Here is a 13,531-nt window from a genome sequence, read left to right as displayed (position 1 = left end):
AAAGCAAAGTTAGAGGATATAATTGGATTTTTAGGCGAGATGTTATTTCTTCTCTTCTGCTATTTCTTTTTTATTTGCTAGCTTCTCATCGTAGTGGTGAAATAAATTCAGCCAAATAATTCGACTTAAGCGAAAAGATAATGGCATTAGAACAACCAATCCCACGAGTATAGAAATTAAATAAACTAAATACGAAGAAGAAGGAAAAAGCACAAAAATTGCGACCCCTATTGCAACAGAAAAGGCAACGGTAAGCGCATAACTAACATACATTGCACCATAAAAAAATCCCGGCTCTTGTTCATACTTAAAACCACAATGGCTGCAATAATCATGATTTTTACCAAAATTATTGAAATCATATGCATTTTTGGATACATGAAAATCTCCCTCCTGACATTTTGGACATTTGGAATTTAAAATACTGTAAAGTCGTGTTCCTTTTAAAAACGGTAACATAATTAATGGTCTTTTTGCAAAGATAGGTCAAATCGATATTTTAAAAGGTGATTAAAGTCACCGTACGATATAAAAAATTTAGTACTTATTTTTGTACCGTGAAGACTCGAATTATTTTTATACTGAAATTCGCCATAATTTGGCTGATATTATTCTATTTCCAAAGATTACTTTTTGTATTTCACTTTTTTAGTGATTTTCATGGGAATTGGTCAGAAATTATGCAATTACCAATTCATGCATTAAGGCTAGATATTTCTGCAATCGGTTATTTAACGGGTGTTCCCTTTATAATTGCGAGTCTTTCATTTTTGTGGAATAATGAAAAATTTACAAATGCTTTAAATCGGATATCTTATCTTTATTTCTGGTTGATTTTAGTGGTGATGGCTTTAATTATGAGTGGGGAAATTGTAACCTATATAGAATGGAAAACAAAATTATCCTCAAAAATATTTCTACATTTTGGAACGCCATCAGAAGTTTTTAGAACGGCTTCGGGAGGTTATACCTTGTGGTTTATATTTTACGCAGTCCTACAAGTATTTGTCGGTGCTCTCTTGTACATAAGGTGGCTTAAAAAAAATCAATTGCCGAATCAAAAAATCACAGGGAAGAATAGGTTGTTTCAAGGTTTACCATTCTTTTTAGTTGGCACCGGTGTATTTGTTGTTATGATTCGTGGCGGATTGCAACAAATTCCAGTAAGCGCAACGGATGCCTATTTTTCAAAGAATCAGATTGTGAATGATGTTTCTGTAAATCCAGAATGGAATTTTATAAGAACTTGTCATTATTATTTCAAGGCAGATGTTTCTAACTATTACAAGAATCTGCAACCATCAGAAGCAGAAAATATCATGAAGTCATTATATGAAAATGAGGGAGTTGATACAGTGCGAATTTTTGATCAACCTCGTCCCAATGTAATTTTGGTGACCTTAGAAGGATGGTCTGCACAGTTGATTGAGCCATTAGGTGGAGAAAAAGGAATTACACCACATTTTAATGACTTATGCAAGGAAGGGGTTTTATTTACTGAGATATATTCCACAGGAGGGACTTCTGAAACTGGGCATTCCTCAATAATTAGTGGTTATCCAACTATTGCAGGCATATCAATATCAACTGAATCGGCAAAATGTAGGAATTTACCTTCCTTAAACCAGTCTTTCGAAGAGCTTGGCTACAACTCATTTTATACATTTGGAGGTTCTTTATCCTATGGAAATATCGGAGGATATTTGACTGATGTAGGTTTTGATCGTTTGGTGGATGAAAACGATTTGGATTTGAAACCAACCGGAAAATTGGGGATTCATGATGAGGCGATGTTTCCTTATTTTTTAAGTGAGATTCAAAACGCAAAACGGCCTTATTTTTATGGGTTGTTCACTCAAAGTACACATTCGCCATACGATATGCCAGCAGAACCTTTCCCAGGCTACGACGATGAAGGTTATGTCACCAGTATGCATTATGCTGATGAACATTTATCCCGCTTTGTTAACGGCGTTAGAAAACTGCCTGATTTTGAAAATACCATAGTTGTATTTATTGCTGATCATGGACGTGCTAATTTATTTAACCAAAACACGTATGATGAGCAGTATTTTCATATTCCTTTATTAATTTGGGGTGGAGCTGTAAAGGAGGATTATATGGGGCACCGAATTGATAAAGTTGGATCGCAAGCAGACTTGGCGAAAACTTTGTTAACACAATTGGAAATTGATGCAAAGGACTTTCATTGGAGTAAAAATTTACTTGATCCAACAACAAAAGAGTGGGCAGTATGTACATCTACTTTGTCTTATGGTTGGAAAGATCCCAATGGGTATACCGTTTTTCATATGATTGACGAGCATATCGTAGGTTCTCCATATTCAGACGAACATAAAATACAAAATGCGTTAAAAAAATGTCGTTCGATTCTCGAATGTATGTATCGCGAATATCAGGAAATGTAGATGGCTACTCATTTTTAAACCAATAGAATACCAAGAGTGCACACATTATTCATAACGAAAAATTGTTGTAAAATTATTTATTTCTTTATATTGTAAATGAATTTTTAAACATACGAAAAACATGAAAAAAGTTGTACTTATTATGGGGCTTTGTCTCTTGGCTTTTACAGGCAATGCTCAGGTAATTTTTTACGTTCAAGCTCCTTCGCCAAATGAAGGGAATTATGAATTTACATACGCCGATGATGAAGCGACAGACTGGAACGTACCAGATATGGATGATCCAATTAATGCCATCGAATCTGAAATGGTATTAATTGACGATGATTCTGGTCTTGATAACCCTATTGGTTGTGATGAGGTAGTGAATGACTTAACAGGTAAAATTGCAGTATTGTACCGAGGAACTTGTGAGTTTGGAACTAAAGCGCTAAATGCTCAGAACGCTGGAGCAATAGGCTGTATCATCATTAATAACTTGGGTGGAGCACCCGTAGCAATGGGTGGTGGAGATGATGGTTTAGATGTTACTATCCCTGTTGTTATGATTACAAATATTGATGGAGCTCTTTTAAGAGACGAAATTTTAGCTGGAGAAACTTCTGTTTTTATTGGGAGTAAAAACGGTTACTATACAAATGATATAGGGTTCACTGCTGCTGACCACCTTCGTGCTGAGAGTTTTGGCGTGCTTTCTCAATTAGCTCAAGATGATACTGAATTTGAGGTAGAAATGGGTTCATGGGTTAGAAACTACGGATCAAATGATCAAACTGGTATAGTACTTTCAGCAACTGTTACCTTGGCGGGTTCTGAATTGTATAATGAAAGCTCTGATCCTCTTTCTTTGGATGCTGGCGATAGTATTTATGTTCCTTTACCAACTTTTTCACAAGGTTCTTATGCAAATGGCTATTATAATGTAGAATATAGTGTGGATAGTGATGCAACGGATGAATCTGATTATGACAATGTTAATAATGCAGATTTTTATATCAATGATGAGTATTTCTCAATGGCTGCATTAGATGAATCTACCATGATTCCAGTAAACAGCACTAACCAATTTAATGGAACTACAGACAACCTTTATTCTTGCTTATTCTTTCAAGATGAAAATGCAAGTCGTATTGGTGTTCAAGGAATGAATTTTTCAGCTGGGACGTCACAAAACCCAGACCCAACTTCTTTAGATGGACAGTATTTCGAGGTATATGTTTATGAGTGGAACGATGTATGGGTGGATTTAGATGATCCTGATTTTAACATTCTAGACATTCAGGAAATTGCAGATGGAGAATATACTTATCTGGATAACCTACAAAGTGAGAATGTTTACATTCCATTTGAAGAGCCTGTGCTTTTAGAGGATAATCAGAAATATTTATTCTGTGTTCAGTTGTACGGTGATGATATTTATCCAGGTTACGATACAAAAACAGATTATAACTGGAATTCTGAGACGTATAGAATGCCAACTTCGCCACTTTATTTGAGCTCTCAATGGTATGCATTAGGATACGGTACAGATCGTAATCCGTCTGTATCAATTAAAGTTTTCAATGAAAACGAATTGAGCGTTGTAGAAGTTCCAGAGGTTGAATTGGTTTCTTTCCCAAATCCAGCTACGGAGAAGGTTAACATTCCAATGAATCCAGTCGAAGGTAATATTCATATGACCATTGTTGATGTGAACGGAAAAGTAGTGAGCAATCAAGATGTGACTATGAACGGATCTCGTCTTGAAGTGGATGTTACCTCTTTCGCTGCAGGAATGTATGTGATTAATTTAGAATTTGAGAATGGAGAAAGAGGATCATTAAATATTATGGTTTCGAAATAATCCTTAAATAATTTTTAAAGTCCCCACTCAGTTTTGCTGGTGGGGATTTTTTTTGGTTGTATATTTAGCATTAAACCCCAATATCATATGAGAGTTTTCTTGTTATATTCTAGCTTATTCTTTTGTCTTTCAGGTTTTGGAATGCATAATTTGAATGAATTAAAAAGGGTTATTACGCAACAGAACCCAATTGATAGTTTGAGACTATTTGAGGCTATCGAATCTAATGATATTACCTTTCTGCGAAACGCTGTCGACAAAGAGTATTTTTTAACCTATCATCCAAATGGTTACCTGCCATTGACTTATGCAAGTTATTTAGGAAAACAAGAAATTGTTAAGTTATTTCTAACACAAAAAGTACGGGTCGATGAAATTGACCTTAATAAAAAGACAGCGTTATATTACGCAGTTGAAAAAGAGAATTATAGCATTGTAAACGATTTACTGGAAGCAAAAGCAGACCCTAATAAATGTTCTTGTTTAGAAATTGCCATTCGAACTAATAATCAAGAGATCATTAAATTGTTAGCCGCATATAAAGCTGATTTAAATGCTGGATTAATACTTGCTGCTAAACAGAATAATTCTCAGGTCTTTAAAGAACTTTTGAATATGGGAGCTAAAGTTAATTCGAATGATGTTTTTACCTATAGTCTTCAACATCGAAATGAGGAGTTGATGGAGTTAGCCCTGCAAAATGGAGCCGATGAAAATCAAGCTATCGCAAAATCTGTAGAAATGAAACATAAACCTGGTGTTGTCCTATGTTTAGATGCTGGAGCAAATAGTGCGCAGGCAGTTCAATATGTGATTGCTGAAAATGATATTGAATTGGCGAATGAATTAGTAGCAAAGTATAAGTTGAAAGCGAATGAATTATTAGAACTTGCTTTACCCGGTGCGACAACTAATCCAATGGAAGTTAAAGGGGTTCATTTGTCAATTGCGAATGTTGCATTAATGCATGGAGGAAAAGCTGACCCCTACTTTAAATATGCTGTCCAAATTGAAAATCAAGAATTGATTGATTTATTATTGAGTTATAATGGAGGTCCTAATGAACTTTTAGCGGCTGCAGTAGAGCTAGGAAATGTTAATTATGCGGTATACGCTTTTGATAAAGGGGCTGCCGCAGAAAAGAACAATAATTTATTTCTAAAAGCATTAGTGGCAAACGATTCGGAAATGGTTCATTTGTTTTTGGATAAGGATGCACCCGTTACTGACGCCCGTTTAATTCAAGCGGCAGTCGATAATGGAAATATTGATTTGACTAAAAGATTATTGGGTGCAGGAGCTCCAGTCACTTCAAATAGTTTGGTTTTAACCGCCGTACAAAATAAGCATGATAGTATTTTATTCGAATTACTGAACTTTGGGGCTAACCCAAATATAGGTTTGGTCAGAGCCATTGATATGAATGCTTTAAGTATGGTTAATATTATGTTAGATGCAGGAGCGGAGGGGCGAACGCCTTCTTTGATTGAAAAGGCTGCTGGAAATGGAAGTCTAGGTATTGCTCAAGCTTTAATCAATAAAGGAGCACAACCAGATGATGGTGTAGTAGCAAGCATTCGAAACGGTCATGACGCCATGTTCAACCTATTAATGGAAAGTGGGGCAGACTTCAATAATATTCAATTTGTCGTTGAAACCGTCTTTAATAATCAAACTGAAATGTTTTTAAAATTAATGGAAGAAGAGGCACCTGTAAATTATAAAACAAAAAATCAAGAAAATTTATTGCACATTTCTAGTTTGAATGGAAATTATGAAATCACGGCTAAATTGTTAGATCGAGGTGTTGATCCAAATCAAAAGAATGTGGACGGTGAAACCCCTTTGCACATTTCGGCTAATCGAGGTAGGAATAATCTTGAAATGTGTTCTTTATTGATCAATAATGGAGGGAAAATTAACGCTGTAGACAATAAGGGACGAACAGTTTTGAAAGTGGCTGATGGTAAAAAATTAAAAGACTACCTAAAAGCTAAGGGGGCAATCAAATAATTATAGTTTCGTAAAAATACCACCGAAACATACCAGAAAACAGATCTTATTCAAAGTCAAAACTACCGTTTAGCTTAGAGTTTCTCATCATTTTAATCAGTCAGGGCAATTTTTCCAATGTTAAGTTTTCAAAAGCTTAACATACTTTTCTTTAAATTAACTTGACTTAACCATAAATTTACATCAGTAGTAATTTTAAATTCAAAATAATGAGTACTAAAAAGAAGTTAAAAAAAGTAGAGAAAGAAGTTAAAGCCTTGAAAAAAGATTTAACGAAATCTAAAAAGGCAAAAAAAGCAGCTGAAAAAAAGTTTAAAAAATCGGTTAAAACACTAAAGGCGAAATTAAAAAAGGCAAAAAAAGCCAAAGCACCTAAGAAAGCAAAATTGAAGAAAGTATCTTAATTCGTTGAAATAGTCCGAATAAAATCCCGTTTTAGCTCGCCTAAAGCGGGTTTTTTAGTTTAAATGAGGAACCGATTGTTTAATTGTAAAAGGATGTTCTTTAAAAGTTATTTTTTTAGTGCTAATCTCTATTCCAATTAATAATCCCGCCGAATTAATAGGGTTGTTTTGATCGAATATAAAATTCCCGATACTATAATAAATAGGTTTTTCTTTATAGAATTCGATAGTTTGTATGGTGTGTGGATGATGACCGACGATAGCGTCTGCTCCGGCATCAATTAATTGTCTGGCTTGTTGAATTTGGGAGAGCAGTGGTTGAGGTTGATGTTCAGCTCCCCAGTGTAATTGAATTAAAACTATTGCGTTTTGATCCTTTTTTTTAAGGAATTGAACTTGTTGACAAATCTCTTCAACCGTCTGTTCGCATACACTGGGTTCTTCAGCCAAATAAGTCCAGTTTTCGGAGGGTACCCGAAGACTAGAGATGAGGTAAACAGCGCGAGGCTCATTGCTCAATAGTACAGGCTCGCAGGCTTTTTTACTGTTTACACCATAACCTGTACTTTTCATTCCATATTTTCTGATGTTTTTATCGGTGTCTACCAATCCTTTTCGTCCTTGATCCATTGCATGGTTGTTTGCCATATTTAAATGAGTAATACCATTTAGCTGAAGGGTTTCCAGAACTTCAGGTTCTCCACGAAAAATGAACCGCTTATTTATTGGAGCTTCAATTTTAGTTACGGGGCATTCTAAGTTGGCAATTACAATATTGTGTTGAGCAAATAAAGCTGTCATTTCCGGTCGAAAAAGATTATCAGCACCTAAATATTCTATTCTTTTCTTGACGCCACGATCTAATAATAAATCACCTGCAAATAGTATTTTAAGCGACTCTTTTTTAGGTGTACAACCTAGTATGAATCCAATTAAAAGAAGGAATGCTGAGCGCAGAATTACATTTAACATCCTGAACTATAAAACACTTTTTCATTGTTTTTTGGAGCGTCGATAGGAACCATAATTGACTTTACCCAATTCGGTACATCATGCGCTTCGTTTTTTTCTAACATTTCTTGCCATTCTTCATCCGTTAATCGGTTGCCTAAAGGCAAATTAAATTCGTGATAAGCAAACACAGCTCCTTTAGTTAGGTAAAGATAGCCTTCAATTTCAACCACAACATAAATGTCGTTCACATTACCGGTCGCAACATGCATAACTCCTTTCTCTGGATTGTTACTTGCATTTGCCGTGTAGACATCCGCAACCACAGCTACTGATTTATCAGCCCCTGAAACATTATCCCAACTTTCAAGGTATTCATCTTTTTGTTTTACTAAGCCAAGTGTTATCCATTCAAAAGTACTTCCCATTAATTCTATTTGACGGTACTCTTGTTCCGTTAAAGTTTCTCCTTTTAATTCTTTTTCCGAAGTGTTTTTTAAGAAGACTGCATTTTCTCGCAATTGATCACTGTTGTACTGGATTTCCTTAGTCATGATCTTATGCTTTTTAAGAATTTTTTCAGTTAAATCGATTAATTCAATTGCAGCGTTCCAATAAGCAATATTCGGTTCAACATATCCAAGTGTATACGGGTCAGGTGGTCCTCCACCTCCACACTCTGCTCCCATAGGCTGCTCTGCATAAAGAATTGCATCGTGCTTAAGTTCTGCCCAAGAAGCTAATGAGGCGTTGAGGTCTTTTTTGTCCCACGCCTTAGTTTGCATAAAGTAGGGGTAATCATCATTTTGTTTTTGGAGATCTAGTAAAGAGGATATCCATTTATTATAGACCGTGGCTTCCCAATTGGTCGATTTCATTTTAGTTTTTAAGTCCTTTAATAAATTCGGATACTTCTTCCAATTTTCTCCTTCCTTTAATTCATTCATCAAGATATCTTCTGCAGATTCACTTCCAAAAGCTGCCATAACATCTAATCCTTTAGGGTAACCTCGTTTGGTTGTTTGATTGTCTAGGTCCACTAATTCTTGTAAAATTTCATTATCTGCTAAGTAGCGTTGGGGCATAAAATTTATTTTGTCTATGCACGATGCTGCTTCTTTTGGTCGAATTGTATTTTGACTATCGGCAATTTTTTTAATCGATTTTCTGAACGAAACAAACTTGTCATTATTTGAAAGCAGGTCTTGCGCTGTAAGATTTTGGTTGGTCATTTCTTTGGCCAAATTCATAAAAGACACATTATCCGGTTCTCCAATCATAAAGCTCACAGGTTCCATAATTCTCTCATATTCAGCAAGTAATTCAGCTTTGTAGTTGGGGTCGTTTTTTGCGAATAAGGAAGCGTTTAATATCGCCCGTTTAAATTGGTCATCATCATCCAAGCAGAATGGTGCAGTTTGAAGCCACATCATTGCTTTAAAATAACGCTGCAGTTGTTCGTTTCGTGTGTAATGACCTCTTGGTTTAAAAAGGCTATACGGAAATTCTACAGTCGTGTAGTTTAAAAACGAAGAATTTGCATCCGACGCTTCATTAATATTTTTAATTTCTTCATTGTAAAATTCAAGATAGTCGCCATCTACAGCAAATTTTCCGCCAGTTAATACAGAATTTCCAATGGCATAGTAAGTTGCATTCATTTTTGCTAAATGACGAACCGTAGCATCTTGTGCGTCTTTTGCAATTTTATTCATTTCAATACTTAATTGTTCACTTAAGTTGTCTAAAGCGGGAATGAATTGATCCTCTTCTGCTTTTCTAAGCACGTATCCAAAGTACATGTGAAACAACTGCATAAACATGTCCGTGGTTATAAAGTTCGGGAATTGAGCATAATCGTTTTCTTCATATAAATGGAATAGCTGGATGTGATCATTGGGAACTACGGCAAAACCGTTCTCTCCAAGTTTCTCCATTAATTTTGGATCAGCCTCTTCCAATTGAAAAAGGTTAACGATATTATTTAAGTTAGCCCTTTGATTTTTGTCAGTGCCCTTGAAATTTTGTGCGAGCAGTTCTTTTTCTTTCTTTTCAAGACGCTCAATAAAGGATTTTTCTGCTGAACTGTAAGATATTTCTGAATTGGAATTTTCTTCCATTTCATTCCAAAAACGTTCCTCCATCCTGTCATTATACCAGGTCGTGGTGCTAAAAACGGCTCTTAAATCGGCCTTCATAAAGCAGTATCCTTGTTTAGCCGCAAAAGAGTTCCGTAAAATTCGAATGTCTGAAAGTGACAATTGATCAATATTCATGTTTAAATCAATCTCCCCGCTTAACGCTTCGATGTCTATACCGTCGGTTGGTGTATAGGTTGGGATTGAACTAGAGTCGCTTTTAACGACATCGTCTGAACCCGTCGGTTCTTCTGTTTTTTGATTATTACTACAGCTTATAACGATTAAAAGGAGTAAAAAAGAGCCAATTTGTTTCATAGTGGGTTTAATTATTTTTTAAATAAAAAATAGCAGAATCGTACGATAAATCTTGTTTTACATACTCTGTGAACGTGAGGCCAAATCGTTGCCATTTATATTCTGCTATTAGATAGGTTGAATGATTTAATTGTTCTAGTGTTCTAATTCTTGGTTCATTGTGTGAATGTACAAAATTAAAATCAACAAGTGGTTTACCTAAACGTGAACCTAACCAAAGTGGACGAATATGACCATGGTAGTTTTTAAAGATGAACAATCTTTTTCTTGATACAGAGTCGAATCGGGTTGGTTTTATAACCCCTACAACTACTTCGTCCATTTGATTTTCATCAATATCTCCCGTACAAAATTGATAGACTGGATAGGGCAATTCCCATTGATCAAAAGTAGAGTCGGTTTTTAATTGGATATAATATAAGCTATCGTGGCTTTTTTGAAGAGAAAAAGTTGGTTCTACATGATTGTTATAGCAAGATGTAACACTGATCAACACAACGAACAATTGAATGTATTGTTTTAAAACCATGGGTTTAAAAGTAAACAATAAAACCAATTAGAAGGAGTGTTTAGTTTAAGGTTTTTATCATTTCTTCCAAAACCAAAAGAAAATTTTTGGCGTTTAAAAATTCTTGCAATTGCAGTCGAATGGTATAGGTCTCATCTAAAAAAGTGGTAGTTGGAAAAGTGGTTTTCCCATCGACTGTTGCTAATGCTTTTGCTAATTCATGTATTCCTGTATTACCTCCATTGGGTATATAATTAAAAGACTGTTCTCGAAATACAATTGTTTTATTTTCCTCGGCATTGAGAACCACAAACCAATAGTTTTGACTGATGAATTCGACAACTTTTTTGTTTTTAAAAGTTGATTCTTTCATCGCTAAACAATATTTACACCAATCGGTATGAATAAATACAATTACTGGTCGCTGTTCAACATTTTGTAATGAGTCTATTTCGGCAAATGAGAACGACGTTAATTGTGCAGTACTGTCTTTTTGTCCAACTAATAAAAGAATCAACAGAAGTGTGCGCATCAGTTTATTTTAAGTGATATCTAAACCCAATAAATCCTCTAATTCCCTGATTCGGTCCGTAAACATAGGCAGGATCAAATGTTAAACCGTATGGGTTGTTTTCGTTTGCGATGGCTTGTCCATGCTCATCAAAATCTACCGTTTTATCAAAAGGGTCGTTCGGTCGAGCAATTAAGAATGGAATTCCCTTATTCGGTGTCCAGTTTAAAAGGTTTTTTATACCACCATACAATTCGAAACCTTTTTTAAACTGTTTTGAAATTTGTATATTTTGAATACTCCACCATGGTGAATATTCACTACGAGGGTCTAAATCACTGAGTAAAGGCAAACGCATTGGACTGTATACATTTCCGGTATAATCAATCGTAACTCCAGACTTTGGAAAAGTATAACCAACATTCCAAACTCCATTAAATTTCTCAGTAAAAAGTTGCTGTGTTTTTATCTCATTTTCTATGCTGTAAACATCCATTAATGTTCCTCCAACTTGCATTTTTAAACCAAAATTAAAAGAGAAGTCAAGGTTTAGTGAAACACCTTTGGAAACGGCGTACCCTGTGAGGTTGTCATAACTAATTTTGTTAGGATCTGAGTCATAATCTGCGATGATCTTATTGTCAAAATAGGTGTAAAAAGCTGAGGCGTCAAGACTTAAGAATGAACCGTTTTTACTGATGATTTTTTTCACAAAATTTATATTCGAATTCCATGAAGTTTCAGGGGCTAAATTGGATAAGAACTCCACCTGTCTGGATCCTGTAAGTGCAGCGTGGTCTTCGGTAAAAATATTTGCAACTCTGTATCCATTGCCAATGCTAAAACGGAGAGTATTTTTTTTGTTAGGTGTATTCCATTTATAATTTAACCGCGGTGTAATTATGTTGCCATGAATTGAGTTTTGGTCAAATCGTAAACCTAGAAGTAATTTATTATTGTCATTCAACGCTATTTCATCTTGTAAGAATAAACCGGGGAGGTACATTACGGAGGCCATGTTTGTCCCTAAACCGATTGTGTCGAAGCTTGCGGTTGCCGGTGTATTATCGTCATAGTAGGTATAACGTATGGTTGCTCCAAGCAGAATGTCATGTCTTTTAATTGATTTATCCCAAATTAACTGCCCAAAGCCTATATATTGTTCGGCAATGTACGACATATCACCATAAACACTGTTTTGGTTATGGCCGTTGGCACTGAATTGCAAGCTTATATTTTCTTGTACGGGAAGTTGATAGGTTCCAAATAGTTCCCATCGACTGGTGTAAATACTCTCACCATAAATGCTGTCACCACCGCGGAAATTCGCATTCCAATTCATATCACCTCCCCAGCGGTCTTCATAAACATATCGCCCGGCTAATGAAAAAATCCGATTTTTTTTACGCTTAAAACTCCATTTATTAAATAGGGATATTCTATTTTGCAAGGTGACATCTGTAAAGCCATCATTATTGTTGTCAATGGGAAGTTGATAATTAAAATAATTGACACCGATTAAAGATTGTGCTTTGTCTTTAATACTGAATTTACCGGCGATATCAGTGTTAATTTCGGCCCAAGTTGTTCCCATTACATCTGCTGAGAATAAAGGGGCGTTACCCGGTTTTTTTGTAATGATATTAATTAAGCCTCCTACCGCTTCACTTCCATACAATGTAGAGGCTGGGCCTTTAACTATTTCAACACGTTCAATTAATGATTGCGGTATTCCAGATAAGCCATAAACGGTAGCAAGTCCGCTAACAATTGGCATGCCGTCTATAAGAATCATAGTGTAAGGACCTTCGAGTCCGTTGATGTGAATGTCTCCTGTATTGCAAATGTTACAGTTAATTTGTGGTCGTACCCCATTGACTTGTTGTAATGATTCGAAAATACTAGGACTTGGGTTGTTTTTAAAAAATTTGTCTGTATAAATTTCAACCGGAACGGGACTTTCTAGCTTTGAAATTTCCTTCATTGTTCCTGAAACAACTACTTCTCCTAATCCGTGCGATAAGCTGGAAAGACTGAAGTTTTCAATTTTAGGTTCGGCATTAACTATTGTGATGTTTTTATTTATTTGCTCATAACCGACTGCTGATACGGTTAACACATAAGTTCCAAACGGAATGTTTTTTATGGTATAGGCTCCATTCGCATCGGTAACGGATCCTAATTTTGTGCCTTTTAAAAATACGGCAACAAAAGGAACAGGTGCTTCGTCGGTTTGAACAAAACCTTGTAATTCTCCACTTTGGGTATAGGATTCTACGGGTAAGTTAAGAAGTAGGGCAATTACTAAAATTAATTTGTTCATATGATTAAATAAATAGATTTACGATGCAAAAATATAAAGTTAGATTAATCTAACAAAATTATTCGGCATTATTTTAAGTTTCAATAATGCAAC

Annotated in this window: 10 protein-coding genes; 4 read left to right on the top strand and 6 right to left on the bottom strand. The window is 35.4% G+C overall.

The features are described 5' to 3' along the window. Positions 1 to 42 precede the first annotated feature (42 nt). Positions 43 to 459, bottom strand: a complete 417-nt coding sequence (locus A8143_RS09300) for a DUF983 domain-containing protein (RefSeq protein WP_070137922.1) — start codon at positions 457 to 459, stop codon at positions 43 to 45. A 221-nt stretch (positions 460 to 680) separates the two neighbouring features. Between A8143_RS09300 and A8143_RS09295 the strand changes: the two genes are divergently transcribed. The 4 genes from A8143_RS09295 to A8143_RS09280 all read left to right on the top strand — a co-directional run bounded on the left by A8143_RS09295 (position 681) and on the right by A8143_RS09280 (position 6,689). Beyond that, the gene (locus tag A8143_RS09295; RefSeq protein ID WP_070137921.1) at positions 681 to 2,429 is read left to right on the top strand and encodes an LTA synthase family protein; all 1,749 of its coding nucleotides are present in this window, start codon (positions 681 to 683) and stop codon (positions 2,427 to 2,429) included. A 121-nt stretch (positions 2,430 to 2,550) separates the two neighbouring features. Continuing rightward, on the top strand, positions 2,551 to 4,272 hold the full coding sequence (locus A8143_RS09290) for a T9SS type A sorting domain-containing protein (RefSeq protein ID WP_070137920.1): 1,722 nt from the start codon (positions 2,551 to 2,553) through the stop codon (positions 4,270 to 4,272). Between the two features lie 87 nt (positions 4,273 to 4,359). Further along, positions 4,360 to 6,285, top strand: a complete 1,926-nt coding sequence (locus A8143_RS09285; RefSeq protein ID WP_083261308.1) for an ankyrin repeat domain-containing protein — start codon at positions 4,360 to 4,362, stop codon at positions 6,283 to 6,285. A 209-nt stretch (positions 6,286 to 6,494) separates the two neighbouring features. Beyond that, positions 6,495 to 6,689 (top strand): hypothetical protein, encoded by a 195-nt coding sequence (locus A8143_RS09280; RefSeq protein WP_070137918.1) that lies wholly within the window; start codon positions 6,495 to 6,497, stop codon positions 6,687 to 6,689. Between the two features lie 54 nt (positions 6,690 to 6,743). Here A8143_RS09280 and A8143_RS09275 read toward each other — a convergent pair whose 3' ends face one another. From A8143_RS09275 to A8143_RS09255, 5 genes are read right to left on the bottom strand one after another with little or no spacing between them, the layout of a single operon-like run. Next, positions 6,744 to 7,661, bottom strand: coding sequence for a CapA family protein (locus A8143_RS09275; protein WP_070137917.1), 918 nt, complete (start codon positions 7,659 to 7,661; stop codon positions 6,744 to 6,746). Beyond that, the gene (locus A8143_RS09270; RefSeq protein WP_070137916.1) at positions 7,655 to 10,096 is read right to left on the bottom strand and encodes a DUF3160 domain-containing protein; all 2,442 of its coding nucleotides are present in this window, start codon (positions 10,094 to 10,096) and stop codon (positions 7,655 to 7,657) included. The genes A8143_RS09275 and A8143_RS09270 overlap by 7 nt, the downstream gene beginning before the upstream one ends. 7 nt (positions 10,097 to 10,103) lie before the next feature. After that, the gene (locus tag A8143_RS09265; protein WP_070137915.1) at positions 10,104 to 10,625 is read right to left on the bottom strand and encodes a hypothetical protein; all 522 of its coding nucleotides are present in this window, start codon (positions 10,623 to 10,625) and stop codon (positions 10,104 to 10,106) included. Between the two features lie 40 nt (positions 10,626 to 10,665). Next, on the bottom strand, positions 10,666 to 11,136 hold the full coding sequence (locus tag A8143_RS09260) for a thioredoxin family protein (RefSeq protein ID WP_070137914.1): 471 nt from the start codon (positions 11,134 to 11,136) through the stop codon (positions 10,666 to 10,668). A 4-nt stretch (positions 11,137 to 11,140) separates the two neighbouring features. Beyond that, on the bottom strand, positions 11,141 to 13,438 hold the full coding sequence (locus A8143_RS09255) for a TonB-dependent receptor (RefSeq protein WP_070137913.1): 2,298 nt from the start codon (positions 13,436 to 13,438) through the stop codon (positions 11,141 to 11,143). Between the last annotated feature and the right edge of the window lie 93 nt (positions 13,439 to 13,531).

The sequence above is a fragment of the Crocinitomix algicola genome (assembly GCF_001661595.2).
GTDB lineage: Bacteria > Bacteroidota > Bacteroidia > Flavobacteriales_D > Crocinitomicaceae > Crocinitomix > Crocinitomix algicola.
The sequence above is the reverse complement of the archived record's forward strand: the minus strand, read 5'-3'. Positions and strand labels throughout refer to the sequence as shown.